This window comes from Victivallis sp. Marseille-Q1083 (assembly GCF_903645315.1).
Lineage (GTDB): Bacteria > Verrucomicrobiota > Lentisphaeria > Victivallales > Victivallaceae > UMGS1518.
The window spans coordinates 3203122-3222421 of sequence record NZ_CAHJXL010000001.1 but is presented as its reverse complement, the minus strand read 5'-3'; the positions used below and the strand labels follow the sequence as shown (position 1 = coordinate 3222421).

At 48.0% G+C, this 19300-nt stretch carries 13 protein-coding genes; 1 reads left to right on the top strand and 12 read right to left on the bottom strand.

Annotated features, from left to right (window positions below):
- Nucleotides 1–11 precede the first annotated feature (11 nt).
- The 11 genes from HWX74_RS13305 to HWX74_RS13255 form a co-directional block, all read right to left on the bottom strand.
- Nucleotides 12–1085 carry a hypothetical protein gene (locus HWX74_RS13305; protein WP_176013996.1) on the bottom strand — a complete coding sequence of 358 codons (1074 nt, stop codon included), beginning with the start codon at nucleotides 1083–1085 and terminating at the stop codon, nucleotides 12–14.
- A gap of 244 nt (nucleotides 1086–1329) precedes the next feature.
- Entirely contained in the window at nucleotides 1330–1911 is a 582-nt protein-coding gene (locus HWX74_RS13300; protein WP_176013995.1) for a hypothetical protein, read from the bottom strand.
- 24 nt (nucleotides 1912–1935) lie between these two features.
- Nucleotides 1936–2175: a hypothetical protein gene (locus HWX74_RS13295; RefSeq protein ID WP_176013994.1), complete on the bottom strand. Its 240-nt coding sequence runs from the start codon at nucleotides 2173–2175 to the stop codon at nucleotides 1936–1938.
- 96 nt (nucleotides 2176–2271) lie between these two features.
- Entirely contained in the window at nucleotides 2272–3504 is a 1233-nt protein-coding gene (locus HWX74_RS13290; protein ID WP_176013993.1) for a hypothetical protein, read from the bottom strand.
- A gap of 39 nt (nucleotides 3505–3543) precedes the next feature.
- Nucleotides 3544–4833 (bottom strand): hypothetical protein, encoded by a 1290-nt coding sequence (locus HWX74_RS13285; protein ID WP_176013992.1) that lies wholly within the window; start codon nucleotides 4831–4833, stop codon nucleotides 3544–3546.
- 46 nt (nucleotides 4834–4879) lie between these two features.
- Nucleotides 4880–5416: an IS630 family transposase gene (locus HWX74_RS13280; RefSeq protein ID WP_303048124.1), complete on the bottom strand. Its 537-nt coding sequence runs from the start codon at nucleotides 5414–5416 to the stop codon at nucleotides 4880–4882.
- Between the two features lie 534 nt (nucleotides 5417–5950).
- Nucleotides 5951–6916 carry a hypothetical protein gene (locus HWX74_RS13275; protein ID WP_176013990.1) on the bottom strand — a complete coding sequence of 322 codons (966 nt, stop codon included), beginning with the start codon at nucleotides 6914–6916 and terminating at the stop codon, nucleotides 5951–5953.
- A 5-nt stretch (nucleotides 6917–6921) separates the two neighbouring features.
- Nucleotides 6922–10305 (bottom strand): hypothetical protein, encoded by a 3384-nt coding sequence (locus HWX74_RS13270; protein ID WP_176013989.1) that lies wholly within the window; start codon nucleotides 10303–10305, stop codon nucleotides 6922–6924.
- 21 nt (nucleotides 10306–10326) lie between these two features.
- Entirely contained in the window at nucleotides 10327–11277 is a 951-nt protein-coding gene (locus HWX74_RS13265; protein WP_176013988.1) for a hypothetical protein, read from the bottom strand.
- Entirely contained in the window at nucleotides 11274–17135 is a 5862-nt protein-coding gene (locus HWX74_RS13260; protein ID WP_176013987.1) for a PA14 domain-containing protein, read from the bottom strand. Before HWX74_RS13260 ends, HWX74_RS13265 begins: the two co-directional genes overlap by 4 nt.
- Nucleotides 17136–17253: 118 nt before the next feature.
- Complete coding sequence (locus HWX74_RS13255; RefSeq protein ID WP_176013986.1) at nucleotides 17254–17781, bottom strand: hypothetical protein; 528 nt, start codon at nucleotides 17779–17781, stop codon at nucleotides 17254–17256.
- Nucleotides 17782–17817: 36 nt separating this feature from the next.
- On the opposite strand from HWX74_RS13255, the gene HWX74_RS13250 reads away from it, so the two are divergent.
- Nucleotides 17818–18105, top strand: coding sequence for a GNAT family N-acetyltransferase (locus HWX74_RS13250; RefSeq protein ID WP_176013985.1), 288 nt, complete (start codon nucleotides 17818–17820; stop codon nucleotides 18103–18105).
- Nucleotides 18106–18136: 31 nt separating this feature from the next.
- On the opposite strand, the gene HWX74_RS13245 is transcribed toward HWX74_RS13250, so the two are convergent.
- A complete protein-coding gene (locus HWX74_RS13245) occupies nucleotides 18137–19198 on the bottom strand; it encodes a GntR family transcriptional regulator (protein WP_176013984.1) in 1062 nt (353 codons plus the stop codon).
- Nucleotides 19199–19300: the final 102 nt, after the last annotated feature.

Below are 19300 nucleotides of genomic sequence, written 5' to 3'. Positions count from 1 at the left end.
AAAATAAATTACTACTCTGTTTTCTGCTCTTTCCCTGCAGAAACAGCCAATTTTGTACTCGATTCCTCTTTCTGTAAACCATGATCCGCCTTCCAACCTCTTACTGCTTGCATTGCAGCATTGATTTGTACCTCATTGTCCATTAAAAGACAAATCAATGGAATTGCCCATTCTTCACAAGCCTCATTAGTCGGTTCCAGTATATCCAATATCATACGCAACCGAGCTATTTCCTCGGCAGGATCTCCGGCAAGCACCAATGTCCGTTTCAGAAACAACAAGCGCATACCCAGTTGATAAATCCGACTCCTCTTATTATTTTCCGGAGTTTCCAGGGAAGCCTGATATTGGGAAAATAATTCTTCCCACTCTTGGTTCAAGCTATTCAGGCTTGCGGCAACACCAAAATCTGAAGGATCTAATGCATTCAAACGATTTTTTAAATTAAAGTATTTATGCTGAAATTCGTTACCAACTTCTGTTCTTTCCCCTTTTGGTAAATTATCTCTCATCTTCCAAATACAAACTTCATTTAAGACAAACTCTAATTGATCTTCATTACCCATAATCAAATAAACCAATGGAATCAGCCAAGTGTCACATTGTTCATTAGATCTCTGTAATACGGTACATGCTTCATAAAATTTGATTTTTATTTTATTAACTTCAACTGGTAAGGTTTGATAATTCCATTTCAATTTTTCTTTTTGTTCTTTTGATAAAGGTGGTCCATTTATATATTCAACAAAGTCAATTACATATTCTGTATTTTTCTTAATATCACAAACCGCTTTTAAAAACAATAATGGCATACCCAAAAGATATATTTTTGTTTTTTCCTCATCACCAGCATAAGAATGAAACAAAATATTATTATATCTTTCAAGAAAATCATCCCATTCTATTGTCAATGAGGATAATTCAGTAAGAGATTCAAACAAACTATTATCTAATAATTTAACCTCATTTCCGATCTTCCAGTACTGCAATTGAAAATCAGTAATTTTATACTCAGACTCTACACTCCAAGTGATAGTTAATATTAAAGCACAACTTAAGAGAGTAAAAATTTTAATTACCTTCATAATTTTCCTAGTGATTGTTGTTGTTGTTATAAGGAAATGGATAATCCGTCTCATCAAAGATTCCAGCAGATTCTTGAATCCCTCCTTTTTCAATAGTAACAGTACCAATATCATTTATCGTTACTTCATGCTCAATAGTTCCCATCGAATAAACTGTAGCCGAAGCACTATCACCAATTTTATACCATAAGGGAATATTCCAAATAAATGTTCCATTACTCCACGGAGAAAAGAAATTTCCTCCTTAAATTTTATCGACGCCAATCCTGGTCCCCAGTTGCAGACTATGGTCTTTAGCTTTAATCCATAGTCCATCAGCATGATTATAAGTATCATATGGAGATTGGTTGAAATATCCTGTTACCACAGGAGCAACAATTCCTTCTTTCATCCACACCTTATAAAAATACACATCAGTCGGCTGCAAATAAACATCTGCCAAAAATCCACAAGAAGCATTATTTTGACTATGTATTTTATGCAAGTCACTACGATGCAAAAATAATATAGGAGATACATATGAAAATTCTTTTACCACACCCAAATTATATGTCTTACCTCTATAGGTTGCGTTGGCCAATATACTAGACGTACCATTACCAGCAGGTGCCGTATAGACTGTCCCCGTCATTTTCTCCCCAATGTATTCAACCGATATACCTGCAGGCAAAAACGATAAATTACATTCCTCTCCAACACCAAATTTTGCAGAAAACGCCCGCAACGCCGCGTCTTCCGTAAATAAAATCGAGGCTTGCCGTTGTAAATCGGATAAATGCTCCACCTGCGCCGATACAACATTCAGCTTGTCAATTTCATATTTCAAATCAAAATATTTTCGCTGAAACCACTATTGCCCTGAAATTTCTTCAGACGGATCGGCATTTATGACCCATGCTTTATGCTTACGGTATTCCCGCAACTTCTTCTGCTCGGGACTCAATCTGTCATGTAACTTCTGTAAGAGGGCCATCATCTCCTCCTGTGACAACTCCCCCTCTGCTTCAACGGCAAGACAACGCATGGTCACGATACACAACAACCCAAAGGCTGTCATGAAGATTTTATGCTTGAACTGTCGCTTTTTCATCTGCAATCTTTGTTCTATAGCCTAATTGAAAGACACTTCTGGAATTGCCGAAAAAAAATTATCCCCAACTTATCCAGAAGCATCGGCTTACTTTTTTTACTCGGACTTCTTCAAATCATCCCTCACTACTACCGGATGGAATTTCATAACCGGATTATTATGATTATCCAATTTGCTGGCGGTTTGTACCAGAAAATGAACTTCCGGATGCTCATCTCGCTGAATCTGCTGGAGCGCAATCACCTCTTCGCCATCCAAATCAGCGAAATCGGCGATCTCATGACTGCCGAACGTCAGACGCTTGACCTGCGTACTTTGCCGGTTTTCCAGATAGTAAATCACTTTCTCATTCTTTTGGGTTAGCAGCGCCAAGTCCGGCAACTCCGGCAAATCACTGCACGGGGTCAGCTTCGTCCAATCCCCGGAAACCTCATATGGAACAAATCGTTTGCCGTCTTCATCTTTATAACAATACAACCCGCCGCCAACCTCAAACAGGAAGACCGGTTTTCGCGCACAGTGATTTTCTCCCTCAAACCACCGAACTGGCTCTGACCAACTCTCGTCTTCCAGATTACGGCGGACACAATAACCATGTTCTGTCACTATGAACATCTGATCGCCAAACAGACCGGCATCTCCACAAATAAATTCCGGGGTCCCCGCATGACCTCTATTTTCCAGGATTTCTCCAAACGTCTGGACATCATCCAATTTTGCGCCAGGCAACCAGAATAGCGGGTCCTCCGGAATGGCATACGGGAAATAGACCTGCCGATCACCGAAATATTCCGTTTCCGGCAGTTGTCGCAACTCATAAAGATTGCATTTCTCATCAACCAGCCAGAAAGTATCCCGCCAACAAGTAAAATAACTTCTTCGCCATGGACTATCAGATGACCATTCAAAATATCCAGGCTTGTACCCCCACATGGTAGAAACTAGTCTTCCATTGACTTTGTAAAGATCAGGTACGAAAATTTTTGACTGAATATCTTCCCCTTCATCCAGCAAGGGCAATAAGTCCATCGCAAAATCCCAGCCGCCAAGTTGATTGTACACAATATTAGAAAAAATTCTTCTATTATTTATTGGACCCATTCTTATAATATTTTTTACGGAAAAGGGCGATTCTCTTTGTTCTGGTGTTTGAGGCAGTGATTCCCAGACACTTTCTGGAATATCTTCCCTAGCCGCACTGATTGTTTCTGTTTTGATTTGTCCCGCACGGTCTATCAAATAACCATAGGTCACCCAGTCAGAAGCGGAGGCATATCCGCCACAATATCCCACAATGAAAACCATTACCAGAATTCTCCAGCTGTTCATACCTCCACTCCCTACCTAACTTCACAAAGAATCTAATATTTACTGTTCATGATAAATATCATTTTTATCGTCACTAATTATAATTGTTTTATCAAATTTTATAAATTTTTTCTCCAATTTCACATCTAAAGTTAACTGATAAACATCGACCTGACAACAGGAAAAAGCTCCCATAGTATAATAAATATCTTTTAAAGTTTTTTTATTTACAAATAAAAAATACACTTTTTGATCAATAGGAGAATAAGCTGCCTGACGCAATGTTAAATAATCCGGAATATTTACAGTTTTTTTATAGACTTCTTGTTGATCATAATAGATCAATTCTCCTTTATCATCAGAGAAAGCTAACAATGATTTTTCATCAGCGTATAAAATACGATCAAAACTTTCAACAAAGATTCGCTTTTGATTCCATTCTTCCGTAGTTCTTCCTATTTGTACAATATATTCAACCAATTGCCCTTCTTTCTTAATGAAAACACTATGACTTTGATTATTTTGTGGTACTAATATTGGATATTGGAATGTGTAAAAATCAGGAAGATAATTTTTGTTAGGAATATCAAAAAAACCCAATCTTCCCTTATTGTCTACAATATAAATAATCCCATTACTATCCAAACCACATGAAAATTTTTGAGGTTCTGATTTTAAATAATTTAACCAGAAAGGATTTCCATCTCCTCGGAAAGGGACTTTATATCCATTAGGGATTTCTCGATAATAATTTACAACTGTATCACCTAAAACCATTGCCCAAATATCACTTTCATTCTGTAAATCATGATAGCAAAAAATTTGTTCTGGAATTACTTCAAAAGCGGCCAATTTATTAATTTCATCTTCTGATGCTTCCCGTGAAATATAGCGAGTTGCATATTCTATTGTTGATGCTAAACCAAATAGATGCTTTGTATTTTTTAAATTATCATTGACATCTTCCATTATTTCCATGTAAGAAAAATCTGGATTCTCCAAGACCCATGCGGGTAGTATCTTATCCCAAAATGAAGATGCTTCAAAAAAAGTTATAGTAGAATCATCTATTAGTTTTCTTATTTTTTTATCAAATGAAGTATATTTACTTTTAATCTCATTCCTTATAGCAATATTATCAGAGTATGTTTTCTGTACTTCATCTCTAATTTCATTCACCTCTGCTTCGGTTAGATTATATCTATTAAGAATTACAATTGCAACTTTCCCATTAGAAACAATCAAATTGGGCATTAAAAAATGCTCATTTAACTCTAAAGACCAAAAACTATTACTAATAGTACACATAAAAATTATTACAAATACAATTGCTAATTTATAATTTTTCATGGATTTTCTAACTCCCCTTGATGTAAATTATTGTGCCGGCAACTAACTAACTTGCATACAAAACAGTCTTGGAATGGAATAATTTCTTGATTCGTTCCGGCTGTTCAGCTATCATTTCCATATGTTGCTTGGCATGTTCGGTTATTTTTCCTTTGGCGCGCCCCAAGGGCTTGTTGCTCAGATTTGATTTCAAGTCGCGGTTGAGATATTCATCCGGGTTCAGGTCGGGACTGTAACTTGGCAAGTAAAAAAGCCTGATGAAAGCCGCGTTTTCCTGCAGAAAACCAGTCAACGTTTTGCTGTGCTGAACCCGCAGGTTATCCAGAATCAAATACACTTTCCGCTCATTTTGACGAATCAGACGTTCCATGAATTGGATCAGGAGTTGAGCCGTCATCGTTTCGCTGTAAAACATGAAATGAGTTTTCCCCTGGTTGGTAATCGCGCTGATCATATTAACTTTTTCGCGTACCGGATTGACTGCTTGCACCGGGGTGTTGCCTTTCGGCGCATAACTGCGGCCCTTGGCCTCGTCATTGCGAATTCCTGTTTCATCCCCCAAAAGATATCCGCGTCTTCTGATTTTTGCCAGCTTTTTGATAAGATATATAAAGTTTGATTATCATCGGCTATATTTCTTCTTACCAAAAGAAACGGATGGTTTTTTATTATCCATTTCTTTTGGTCTAAATAAGTAGTATCAAAAGTTTTCTGAAAAAAAACTATAGTTAATATGCTTATAATTAACCCATTACTGCCATAATTCCGTTTTGACCTAAAACCAGAGTTATCAATAGGGTGCGCTTCGACGAGAATGTGCCCGCCCAAGCTCGTCGGAGTCGAAGCTAGAACTGTTGGCAACTCGGTGAATAACCACGGACGACGATTGCAGGACATCTCGCTTATATGCATCGTTCCCGCTCCTGCTTTTTTATTCCATTGGGTTCATTGAGTCCTTTGTATTTTCAATTTTTGCGTCCGGCTCGCTTGCGAGCCGTGTAAGGTCGGGCATAATACCCCGATGCTCTGCCTCGGGGATAGCCTGACCGAAAGCAAAAATTTTATTGTTTTATCCGATGTTTTTTCATAAAAACTTTTGACACTACCTCTAAATAAATTATGGAATAATTCTCCCTTGGCGATCCAGAGTAATCTCTTGTTTATAACATTCATTACCATCAGCACTAATTACATACACCGTCAACACCGCATAATCAGTAGGAATTTCATATAACTCAATTTGTTGTGCATCATTCTTTTTGATATAACCAGAATCAATTTCAAATCGCACCCAATAACTGTCTACCGGCGCAGATAAAGCCGACGGTATAAGGTCCCAGTGAATTTGGAGACCTTGAGTTGTTTGAGTCGCCATACAATTCAATACTTTTTTTATCTCTGCTGTTGTTTTAAAAAATACTTGATCAAAACATTCTAGAAATCCTTCAACGAATTCATTCGATATCTTCCATGTTTTATTTTCCGTTATCTCTATCAGAAATTCCGCATTTAATATAACGTTATGAACACACCCTTGTATGGATTGATCAGATTGATCATTAAAATGTGCCAGGAAAGAACACCGAGAAGGAAGCACATCTTGTCCACTCCAACTATTCGGTCTTGCACAATAACTAAAATTCACGGCGGATTCAATAATGCTTTGTATCGTTGCTTCTCTTTCATTGGTGGCGAGTCTAAGCGCAACAGCAATAGCGATTGCATATTCTCTTTCTTGATACGAAAGATAAAATTTATTTTTTGTTTTTACATAATACATCTTTAAAAGATCGATATCTTTTTCGACAAGCTCAGGAGCAAAGCGCCAATTCCTATTTTTCACAAATAAATCTTGAGGTTGGCTAGATAATTGTGCAATAACAATTCTATCATCCGGCATTTTAACCAGCATAGGGTATTCATCATATTTTGTAACAATTGTTTTCCACATAGCTTGTGTAATATCAGCAGGACGTTCCCCCAATGAGAATTCTTGTGTTGTCGTCTCTTCTCCCAAACTGAAGATACTCAGAAATCCTGTAGTCCAAACGACTACCAAACATTTCAACAATTTAGCATTCATTGCAATCACTCCAATATATTCAGGTCATAATTATTAAAAGTACCGGCTGGAGTTCTTCCTTTTAATCCATTCAATTTCCAATCCGGAGCAGCTAATTTACTCTGATAGTCTTTATATTCATGAACTAGATCAAATTTAAACTTATCTCCCACCAAAAAAGGATCCGGACCAACAACCAAATGACAATCTAAAATTTTGATTCCTCCTATTGTGAGAGTAACATTGTTTGCACTCATCATATTAAAATTAAAGGACACTGGAGAAATACTGCGTCCGCGATAGGTGCCACTAAAAACAACATTGTTTCCAGTAATATTTGTGCATTCTAAAGTACATTCATCTGTTACAATACCATCATGATCAGTTTCTTGATACAGCCGGGTAATTTGTAGAACACTATTAGCAGTAGATCCTGTAATTGGTATCAATCTAATATTTTTACTAGACACTTGTAATCCAGACTGATGAACCATTCCAGCAGGCAAAAGCCATTTATTTTCTGTTCCAGCAGCGGCATCAACTCCATCGTTGACTTCTAGACAGGCATCATAAACCTCATTAGCAGTATTTGTCGCAAACGCATGATAAGCAAAACTAGACCACGCAGGAACGCCGGCCAAATGCCCTATAGATTTGATTTTGTTCAAAGCGTATCCGCTATCTATATGAGTAACGCTCAAATTACCCCCTAAAATGTTTGCAAATGTTACAGTTATGGCGGCACAATCTGAACAATTCACCTTATTCGGATCAGAACTATATGTAGTCAGGAATGCACTAGTTTTAGCTCTCCCCTCCAATGCCTCTAGAAAATTCGCACAACGAAACAACGTTTGAGAAGCATAATGAGAAGAACCACGAGTAGTTTCATATTGCAGTCCCAATGTACTGTTTACTTTAGTCGTAATCATACTATTGATATCATCGATAGTTTTCTTTCCATTACACCATTGTACGGCACGATCCAAAACTGCAATCCAAAGCGCATTACCTATCCAAGGTTTCTTTTGAGGTGCCTCCAATATGCGATACACTTTATGCTTTGAAACAAATTTTCCAGGTACGGATACTTCATTAACACCATCCTGATATACCCATGTAAATTTCAATTCAATCACCTCACTGCCAATATCATCTGATAATGTGTCTGATGCTTGGGCAGTAAAACAAACTGCTGTACCAGGTTCGATATCATCCCAGCCACTATCAGGCTCCATATCACTCTTACCAACATATTCCACTTTCATCTTGATATTCGGACAACCGCTAACAAATCCTAACTCATCCGCAGCCAAGATACGATTTTCTATTTGAGAAAAGGCACCTTCACTTGGAATTACACTAATTTGAATACGACTTCCCTGTTTATAACATACGGGATAATTCCAAGTATCATTTTCCACCACAGTAGAAGTTGGTGTATCAGGAGGTGGATAATAAAGTCCCGAATAAGGATCAATGGTCTCTCGCCGTTGCCCCGCATTTGCCCCTGAAGTAATATCTGCATTTTGAACATTTGTAGCTTCATCGCCAATCTGCCATGATGTTGTGATGGGAAAACGTTCTGAAGCTTGAGAAATTCCATCACTTAAATCAGACATTTTGCTAACATGAAACTGTAATGGCAAACATTCATCATTCACTCGTCCTTCAAAAGTGATAGCAGTAACTCCCAGTCGCACAATATAAATATCCATATCAACCACGACACTGCTTCCAGCAGACAGAGTACCATCTTTCTGGACACTGACCTGATACGTTCCAGGGTCAACAAATCTACCTGTATGAATACTTGCCGCGCCAGCCGGCTCGCGATCCCAACAGCCATCCCAAGTAAAGCTGCTTCCACTACCCAAATCCGCAACAGTATTCCCGGTCGAATCACGGACAATCACAGAATAACCGGACGGCAACGCAGGAGTCACCGAAAAACTTGCATTGCCGGCTCCCTCCAATTTGGGATCATAGATCCTCGTCCCATCTATGCTCAGCACGGTGACCAGAACTTTATCCGTCGCCGTGATTCCCTTCACACTGTCATTCAAAGTCATGGTCAGAAGACCGCTGCCAGAACCAAATCCCTCCAGGTAATAATCCCCACTGCTGAGTTGCGCCAGAGAATAATTCCCGGGAGGAACATAATTTCCTCCCTGATTCAACGGACGAGGAACACGTCCCGTCCCCTTCCAAAGTTTGAAGCCCGCGCCGGAACCGGATGCGTTCATCAACGGATAATCGACCGTAATTGATGCGGTGGAAGAAGTATAGATATTCCGCCATTTCACTTGCGCCGTCGAACCTTCGGAGATTATCTTGCCGGGAGAATTCTCTTCAATCCGGTCTTCATCTTCCGATTCGACGGAAATTACACCATCATTATTACTGTCCACATCTATATCGACAGCTACCTGGCGAATTTTGATCGGCCGGTAATGATACCGGTTGGCACCAGTCTCTCCGTCCGGCGAAGAACAACCATTATCGATACAAGGAATTCCCATGCAGTATGTTCCGGAAACTCCCAGTTGTTGCGGAGTAAAAGTCACATTCGTAGGATGATTACTGTTATGCATCCCTGTTCCACAAATGATGATTCCAGCTTTATTGTGTGTACGGGGTTGAATGTCATGTTTTTTTGTACACTTGAGCGTTTTGCAACGATAAAAAGAAGATGAAGTATCCTTTAAGTTTCCTTTAAAACGGCTAATAATCTCATTTTTCAAATCTTCGCTGGGACAAGTAACAATAAACTCCTTCTCCGGATTAGTAAGCCCCACCTGACAAGAATATGTCTTTTGAGTTTCCCAATCGCACTCATGACCGCCACCACCGCCGCCACCACCGCCGCCGCCACCGGGATCGGTCGGATCAGGATCGGTCGGATCAGGATCGGTTGGATCGGGATCAGTTGGATCGGGATCGGTTGGATCGGGATCGGTTGGATCGGGATCGGTTGGATCGGGATCGGTCGGATCGGGATCGGTCGGATCAGGGCATTCACAGGGATGTTTGCCACAGATTCCACAAACACCTTCACAGGGATGCTTACCACAAGTTTTGCAAGGGCCTTCACAAGGATGTTTGCCACATTTGTCACAAGGTCCTTCACAAGGATGTTTGCCGCATATCTTACAAGTACCCTTACATGTGGATTTCGGGTGGGCTCCGCATTTACTACAAGTTCCTTCGCAAGGCCCTCCGCAAATCTCGCATTCACAACCATCCGTAGGGTGCGCCCGGCAAACTCCACAAATTCCCTTACACGGCCCTCCACAAGTCTCACACTCTTCTTCTTTCGGCAATTCAGGATTGTTCTCATTCGCCCCATTGCCGGGCAACGCCAGCAAAACCAAGGCAAGGCACAACAACAAACTTAACCTTTTCAACATTTTTCTTCCTTTCTCTCGTCCCTATTGCAAACTCTTGCCTTTCAGTTTCCTTACCGCTGCCAATGCCGCTTGGGCGGCCGGAGAATCTTTCCGGCTCAATTCCTCCAGGTCCGGCAGGGCGGCGGTTTCACCGAGTTCCCCCAACCCGGCTATCGACGCAATCCGCAACATCAACGGCGTCGTTTCATTCTTCACCAACTCCTGCAAGCGCACCCCCAGACCCGGCGCTTCCAGCGACGACGCCACCTGCACCGCCGAGATTCGCGTCAACAGGAACGTTTCCGGCTGTTCCGCCAGTTCCAACGCCTTCGACGTCACCCGTTCACGGTCGAATTCGGTCGGATATTCCGTCGCCAGATAACGCAGCGCCAGCAGTGCGCCGCCGGCAATTTCGGTGTCCGACTCGTCCAGCGCTTCGTAGAACGCTTCCCGGATCGCCGGATCCTTCGTCTTTTCATATTGCGGACGCAGATGCTGCAGCGCATAGACCCGCACCACGATATTTTCCGCCTTGTCACGGTACAACGCCAACAGCGTACCGGTCAGCTCCGGCGGCAGATGCGCCTGGTTGCGCAGCACATTCATGATGTCGTTTTTCAACGCGTATTCGAAATTGTCATTCGGGCCGGCCGACAGATAAGCCATCAACAAACGGCAGTCGTCCGCCGACAGATCGTCCGGCAAATCATGCAGCGTGTTCAACCGTTCATACGGCTGCCATTCACCTTCCGGCGTCAGCACCTGCCGCACCTCGGCGCTACCGGCCCGGCCGGCCAGCAGCGCCGGCGTGATCGCCGTCTCCGCCGCCACGCCGGGCAGCTTCACCGCCCGGCGATAGTAGGGGTCGGACGGCTTCGACTGAAACTCGGAGCCGCTGTAATCGACCGGATCACCGAAATGCACCCACCAGCCCAGCAACGACACCAGCGCCAATGCTCCGCACAACCAGTAGAAACGTTTCCCCGGCTTCATCGCGCCCGGATCCCGATGAATTCGTTGTTCTGATATGCCGACAGGTTGTGGCAGATCGACGTCTGCACTTCCGGCGCTTTCAGGAAACGCACGTGGACCTGCCCCAGTTCGTCGTAGTCCGCCGCGGTGATCGTCTTCGTCACCGTGCCGTCCTCGAACAACACGCCGGCGACAAAGATGTTCGCCCGCAATTCCACGTCGCTGCGCACCGGCGTCGTCACCACCAGCAGATCGTACAAACGCGTACCGTCTTCATATTCCCGTATCAGGCTCACCTGGGTTTTCGTCGAGGAATACAGGCCGAAACCGTCGATCGGCTGCACATCGAGCACCGGACCATTTTCTTCCAGACGCGCCGCCAGATAACGTTCCTGGTTGTCGTCCACATAGATCCGGGCGTACTGCGTGCCGTTTTCCTCACTCAGCGTACCGGAGCTTAAACGGTCATCGAACTGGAATTTCACGCCGGCCGGCACCGCCGGCAGCGCCCATTCCCGCCCCCAGCCGACCCAGCAGGCCACATTGTCCCGGTTGAACTGATAATCCACCACTTCGACCGTCACCGTGCCTTCGGCGTCCTGGTGCCTGCCCTTGCCGCCGCTGCTGCCGGGCGACAGATAACGGCCGGTCAACGTATAAGTACCCGCTTCGTTGAAGGTCATCACCCGCGGATTCTTCACCTTGTTCTGATAGGTTTCTCCGTTGAAGTCAATCTCATAGCTGCCGCTGTTGCCGGGGCTGTTGTTCTGTGCCGTCACCAGCAGCGAATCACCCTTGCGAATCCGCAGCGTCCGGCCGTTTTCGGCAATCAGGTTGGTCAACTGCCACTGCAGCGATACCGCTTCGCTCCGGCCGCCGTTTTCATACGACACCGTCGCCACCGTATCCGCGCCGGCCGTCAACGGCACATCGGCATACCAGCCGCGCTTCGACAACGGCTGCGCCGCCGTTTCACCATTCAATCGGACCAGTTCCGGGAAGCGCGCTTCGCCTTCCAGGCAGGCCGGCGACGTCCGGCTGATCACCGTCAACGGCACCGCATTGCGGCGCGCCAGCAGCGCGTCGGCCGCCGTTTCACCTTCCGCCATCGGCGTTTCGGCCGACGCGGTCAAGCCCAGCCAACGCAACTCGTCGATCTGCAGGGCGGTGGAGCTGCGATAGTTATCCCAGACGATCCGCACCCGGTGAGTGCCGGAAGCCAGATACGGCAGGAACACATTGGTCACCGTCCCTTCCTTCGCCAGCCGCACCACCGGGCTGGCGACCAGAGCACCGTCGACATAGATATCCAGGTCGCAGCTGAAATCGTTGCCGAACGATCCCTCGCGCAACTGCATTTCCAATTTGTAGACGTTCGCGTCGGCCAACGTCACATCGTATTCCACCCAGCCGCGCCGGTCGTTCGCACAAACCGCGCCGCCCTCGACCTGCCAGCCGCCCAGTTTATCGACAAAGCCGGCGCCCGGAATCGTCTGCTGCAAAGCAAAATTCAGCGCCGTATCGTCGTCCGGCAGCGCCCCGCCGTTCATTTCCAGCTCTTCACCGTCGGAAATGCCGTTGCCGTTGGTATCCTGATTCAACGGATCGGTGTGATAAACGTCGACTTCGTCGCCGTCGTTGATGCCGTCGCCGTCGCTGTCGGCATTGAAACGGTCCGTCCCCAACTGCAATTCGCGCGCATCGGTCAGCCCGTCGCTGTCGCTGTCACGCTGCCAGGCCAGATATTCCTGCAAGGCGCCGTCGTCACCGTCCAGATGCCAGAGGTCGGCCGCATCGAAACGCATCCGGTTGAAGCCGCGCCCGGACCAATACAGCTCCAGCCAGGCGGAACCATTGTATTCGCCGTATTCCACCCGGAACGAGTGGATGCCGCGCTGCAGCACCAGTCGCTTCATATATTCCTGGCCGGCATCCATGATCGGCATATCGAAAATCACCACGTCGTCGATCAGAATCCGGGCGTTGTCGTCGTTGGACAGATAGAATTCATACGAACCGGATTCCGGAACTTCAAAGAATCCTTCCGCCGTCATCGCCACATTATCGCTGCGGGAACTGGACAGCACTTCGCCCCAGGTCGAGATGAAAGTGAAACGCGACAGGATTTCCTCCTTGAACGGTATTTTCTTGGCCAGGTCGGCCAGTTGTTCGCCCTGATAGTCGAACCACTTCACCCTGGCGCCCGGCAATTTGTCCAACACCAGATCGCCGGCATCGGTCACCGGCGCCTGCAACGGATTGGAGCCGAGCAGGAATTCCTGATAATTGGTCAACCCGTCGCCGTCCGGATCGTCGGTAGCCAGCGACGGCGTGTCGCCGAAATATTTCCTCTTCCATTCGAAATAAGCCAACTCCTGTTCGGTGAATTCCGGCAGCACGACAAACGCCGGGCTGTGAAGGGTTTCCACGCCGTTGACATCGACCGCCGTCACCGTGAAATCATATACGGCATCTTCCGCCACTTCGCGCGGAATGTTCGGCAACGACTTCATCGCCGTCGCACCGATCAGCGAACCGTGCCGGTAAACGTTGTAATGATCGACCGAAAAGCCCGCCGGCGCGGCAAATTCCCAATTCAACGTGAAAACATCCGGCAAGATGTCCGCCGACAGATTGTACGGAAATTCCGGCACCATCAACTGGAACACCAGCGCGCTCCAGTCGCCGTTTCCCTCCAGCAACTGATATTCCAGCCCCTGCAACGGATGGAACACCCCTTTCATGCCCGGCTTGACATAAAAATCCTTGATCGTCTGCACCCAGTCCGGACCGCCCGGCACCGTCGTCCGCAGGGTCAAATCATAGACATGGCCCTGGTAGAACGGAATGACGCTTCCGGAGCTCAGATCGAAATTCCGGACATCGTCCGCGTACGTCCGGTAATGCGGCAACTCCGCCAGCCGGTCGGAACCGTTGTCCACCTGCAGCCGGGGATGCAGGCCGTCGACCGTCGTCTGCATGGTGACATCCGCCGGAATCAACCGCCATGCCGTCACCCAATCCCGCATCCGGGTCGAAAGCACATCGCCGTCCCGCTCGATCAGCAAATCCGCCAGTTGCCTGGACAGTTCGAACACTTCCGAATCATAATCCGCATAAGTCAACAGCCAGGGGAACTGGTGGATGGCATGGCCGAGCGCCACCCGGTAAGGCCGGGTAGCCTGCTCCGGCGTACCGCCATCCGGAAAATAATCGTAATAACGCGTCAGATATGCCTGTACTGCGAGCACCGATTCTTTGCGCTCCGCCGCGCCGGAATCCGGATTCAACGCACTGATGTAAGTTTGCGCCAGAGAGGCCAGGTTGTTCAGAACCATCGTCGAATCATTTTTCATGAATTCGATGGCCGCTTCGTAAAGCGCCTTGGCCGCGTCCCAATCCCGCTGGTCCCGTTTGTTGTAATACTCCAGGAAATGAGCAGCGGCCAACTGGGAAAGCCGGGAACTGATGTAGACGTTTTCAAACGAATTGCCGCTGAAATCCTCCCGCAGCACCGCATCCAGCTGCTGCCGCAGCAGTTGCTGCTCTTCCTCCGATTCCAGCGGCATGATTTCGCGAATTACCGCCAGTTCCTGCTCGGCCAGCTCCTCCAGCAACGCCTGGTTGACCACCGTGAAAGTGATGCCGCTGCCCAGCACCGCTTCACAGGTCCCCTTCACCGCCGCCACCAGCGCCGGACCGGAATAATCCCGGATCAACAGCGGATTGACCGTATCGATCACCTGCTGCAACTGGGTCGCGTAACTGACCTCGGCCGGCCGCATCGTCATCACCGAAACGGTTCGGCTCCAGTCACTTTTCTTGCCGTTCGGCTGCAGGTAGCGGACTTTGTAAGCGTAGACGGTCCCCTGCATCAGCGCATCGTCGACAAAATGCCCCTCCTGGCTCGTTCCGATCACCGTATTGTTGCGGGCAATTTCCCAGATCCCGGCCGAACTGCCCTCCGGCGCCAGCCATTCCAGCGTGATTTTGTCATGCGTGCTCTGCAACACCTGCGGCGTCGGCGCCGGCGCGCTGGTCGGATCAGTCTGATTCAGAAATTCATGGTAATTGTCCACGCCATCGCCATCCGGATCGTCACAGGAGTAGACTTCCTCATCGCCGAAATACGAACGCATCCATTCCAGGAACGCGGTGTATCCAGTCTGGTCGCCCGGCACCACCGTGATGCTCCGGCTGGCAGCGGACGGCACATCGTTGGCGTCATAGGCCACGACATGATAACTGTAAATGCCGTCGGCATTCGCCAGCGGCAAACGCTCCGCGAAATTGCCGGTCACTGTCGCAATCGCCTTGTCACCGCGGAAAACCTTGAAATATTGACAATCAAAGCCGGCTTGAGCCAGCCAATCCCAGCTCAAACGGAAAACATCGATCTGCCGCTCGTAGCGCAGATTGAACGGACGGTCCACGCCGTCGGGCGTCAACTCCACCTCGGTCGCACCGGAAGCGGACGGTCCGGACGACACCACTTCCCCGGCGGCATTGTAAACGATTTTCTGGCCGTCCTGCCAGCCCTGCTCCGGCAACGTGAACTGGAGCGTCTGACCATTTTCCAATTCGACATTCACCGTCATTTCATAGACATGGCCGGCATAAAGCGGCACTTCCAGCGCGCCATTCGAAAACGGCAACTGCCGTTCATCGACCAAATGACCGTCGAGCAGCACGAAACGGCGCTCGGTGTTCTCCGTCACATTGACGATCCGGACCATGCCGCTCCGCAAACCGGCCGCTCCGTCGGCAAATTTCAATTTGACCAAAACCAACCGCCAAGCGGCAATCCGCTCCCGGAACTGGACCAGCCGATCGTAATTGGCCGCCTCCTCCGGCGTCAGCGCCAGCAACTGGTCAACCAGGGCCAATGCGTTCTCGAAGGCGCTCTGCTGATAGGTATCGTAATCCAGCAGTTTCGGGAACTGCCGGAAATAGTTGCGGGCCGCCAGCCGGTAAATAAATTCCGCCTCCTCCGGCGCCGCTTCCGGAAAAAAGTCAAAAAAGCGCAAATAGCAATCCCGGGCCGCATTCAGAGCGGTCAGGATTTCGGCGGCGGAACTCTGTTCGCCGATCGCCGCCAGTTTGATCTGCGCCAGACGATCCAGCACATAACGAACCGTGGCCGGATGCTCGTTCAGATAAAACAACGCCGCTTCAAACAACGCCGCCGCCGCTTCCGGCCGGCCGGCAGTCAAATGCGCCTGGGCCAACTGCTGCAGCCGGTCATTGAAATAAACCGCATCGATCGAATCGCCGTAGCTGGCGGCAATCGCTTTGACTTCCGCCTCGACAGCGGTCTTTTCCGCCTCGGACAACGCTCCGGCCGGCTGCCGCAGCAACCCCAGGTCGGCGGTAATCAAATCGGCAACCAACTGGTCGTCGATCACGGCGCCGGTGAGATTGCCGCCCAGCAGCGCTTCCAAGCCCCCCTTGACTGCCGCCAGCATTGCCACGCCGCTCCAATTGTCGTCGGCGCCGTGCAGCTCGTCGACCACCGTTTCCACCACGGCATGGTTGTCGAAATTCCCCTCCTTCAAGGTCGCTGCCGTCAAAGGAACGGACGCCTCCGACCTGGCGCCGCCACTGGTCACCGCCACCACCGTATAGGAGTATTCCGTCCCCGGCTGCAACGCCTCATCGGTGAAATAAGGCACGTTGACCGTGGCGATCTCCTCCTGATTCCGGAAAACCTTGTAGCCGGCAATCTGCACCTGGGCATCTTCCGGCTGCCAGGCCAACGTTATTTTGCGATAGGTCGCCTGCAAACCCTGCAAGTTCCGGGGCGGTTCCACCGCCGCTGCAATCGAAACCCCGACTCCGCCGACCAGAACCGTCGAGAACAGAAAAGACTTAATTCCCATCTTCTTTTACCCTTTGTTAGCCTTTTTATTGGACATAAAGAAACTAATATGCATAGTACCATAACTGATACTCTGAAAAAATACCAGTCAATTCAAGAAAAAATCAATTAATTTTCAGCTAAACAATCCGGAAGTATTTCAATATTAATTTATTATCTCCTCCTTCGGCAAATCGAGAAATAATTCCGCCAACCACATCGTTAAAACCGCTGAATTCCATCTCCCAAAATAACTTAAATAATTTTCGGAGCGAAAAACCAGCGTAAATACCAACTGCATCGGAGCAGCGATAATTTTTTTCGTCACAAAAAAATTGATAAAAGTTACTAATAATCGACAATAATATATTACATAAAAATTCATTGAATATTTTCCTTTCCTCCCGGCGGCGGCAAATGCCAACCGGAAGCAGTGCCCCAAATGCCGTCCCTGGCACTAGTCCCTTCTGGAGCGAACCAGAGAAATCCGCAACGCCCGGATTGCGGCGGCGATTCGGATCGTGCCTTACCGGGAGTGTTACCAAGCGGATTTCATCCGGCTCTCCCCCCTGTGGATCAAGCAGTATTTCACGCTTGAACCGGCCGATGAAAAACAAATTGGCCGACCCTCGCAAATCATATTTGGCGGAAGGCGGCGAAATTTTCATCGCGGTGGATAACACGACCGGAAAAAGCGCCGGCGTTTGCGCATTGCTGCATCAGGCGGAGCAGGACCGCTGGGAACTGGCGAAATTGTCCGTCGATCCGGCCTCTATCGCGGTCTCGGCATCGGCGGAAAACTGGCGGACGCCGTCATCGAACTGGCCCGGCAGAAAAGCGCGCTCCGGTTGTATCTGGAATCCAACCGGATTCTGGAAGCCGCCATAAGGAATTGCGCCAGGAATCCGCAAGCCAATGAACCGGTTTCCGCCGGCCGGCCGGCGACAATGCCATTCGCGGGCCGGACGCCCGGCCGCATCGAATTGCGTTGAGTCCAGGTTTGAAAGCGAATAAGAAGTCGATTCAGTACAAGGAATCGAGATCGTAATCCTCCGCACTCTCCGAAGTTTCCAGATGCAGCCGCGGGTCAAAAACCAGACGGCCCGGCAACTGGGAAAGCGGCTGGTTGATCAGGGCGTCGACAATGCGGGTCAGCCGTTCCTGAAAATTGAAGAACAGCATCGGAAACGGCAAAGCGTATTGATAGGTGAAAACGGTGATCAACGGCGTATTGGTCAAGCTGCTATTTTTCAATTGCGAATAGCAATAGGAGGCGTCGAGCACGTTGCTGTCACAGATATAACCGCAGTTTTCATGCAGCGGCAGTTGAAAATCATCCGGCAGCCAGTGCCAGCCGAAATGATGGATATTCAGATTCAGGATCGCTTTGTGATACTCCAGCGGAATGTTGAAATCATCGGCGGCCTCCCGCACCCCGTCGCGAAAGCCCTGATGCTGCCAGGCGACGCTGTTCCATTTGCCGATGTGCACCAGCGAATCGATTCCCTGCCGAAGCAGATGGGCGACCGCCATATAGCCGGCCTTGCGGTAATTGAAGTCGAAGACCCGGTAGGAGCTTTTCTTGTCCGGCGGCGCATTCAGCAGGATCACCCGGCAGCCGTCGGCGATCAATTGGTCGATCAGGGTGAAGTTGTCCGGATTGCCGGGATGCGGATCGATGATCAGCGCGAAAACCCGCCGACTGAGCAAATGATGCAGGCACTCCATCTCGTATTCCGGCTTGTCGTGGGAAATGCTGAAAATCAACAACCGGTAATCCCGGGCCATCGCGATCTTATGTGCTTCGAGCATCTGGACGGGCAGATTGCGGGAAAATGGCACAATGACGGCAATTACCCGTTCAATCGGCCGATTTTTCTTGTTGCCGCCCGGCAGATAGGTTCCGGAGCCCTGGATTTTGGTCCAATCGTGCTCCGCCGACAATTCATCGATAATTTTGCGGACCCGGTAACGGGTCAACTGGAACTTGTGGCTGATCTTGGTCTCGGTCGGGATCTGGCCGCCCGGCGGTAAATTCAGGCTGAGGATATAGTTAAAAACAGCCTCCTTCAAATTCTGTTCCATGCTCTTCTCCGTGCCTCCCTGATTGATTATTGTCGTCAATGAATATAATTGCGCGTCGATAAATTTCAATGACTTTTTTATTTATTTTATTGAAATTTATTG

Coding starts and splice junctions, on each gene's coding strand:
- HWX74_RS13295 (WP_176013994.1), bottom strand. CDS start 2,175: ATGAAAAAGCGACAGTTCAAGCATAAAATCTTCATGACAGCCTTTGGG.
- HWX74_RS13270 (WP_176013989.1), bottom strand. CDS start 10,305: ATGTTGAAAAGGTTAAGTTTGTTGTTGTGCCTTGCCTTGGTTTTGCTG.
- HWX74_RS13285 (WP_176013992.1), bottom strand. CDS start 4,833: ATGAAAAATTATAAATTAGCAATTGTATTTGTAATAATTTTTATGTGT.
- HWX74_RS13305 (WP_176013996.1), bottom strand. CDS start 1,085: ATGAAGGTAATTAAAATTTTTACTCTCTTAAGTTGTGCTTTAATATTA.
- HWX74_RS13245 (WP_176013984.1), bottom strand. CDS start 19,198: ATGGAACAGAATTTGAAGGAGGCTGTTTTTAACTATATCCTCAGCCTG.
- HWX74_RS13275 (WP_176013990.1), bottom strand. CDS start 6,916: ATGAATGCTAAATTGTTGAAATGTTTGGTAGTCGTTTGGACTACAGGA.
- HWX74_RS13255 (WP_176013986.1), bottom strand. CDS start 17,781: ATGAAAATTTCGCCGCCTTCCGCCAAATATGATTTGCGAGGGTCGGCC.
- HWX74_RS13265 (WP_176013988.1), bottom strand. CDS start 11,277: ATGAAGCCGGGGAAACGTTTCTACTGGTTGTGCGGAGCATTGGCGCTG.
- HWX74_RS13290 (WP_176013993.1), bottom strand. CDS start 3,504: ATGAACAGCTGGAGAATTCTGGTAATGGTTTTCATTGTGGGATATTGT.
- HWX74_RS13260 (WP_176013987.1), bottom strand. CDS start 17,135: ATGGGAATTAAGTCTTTTCTGTTCTCGACGGTTCTGGTCGGCGGAGTC.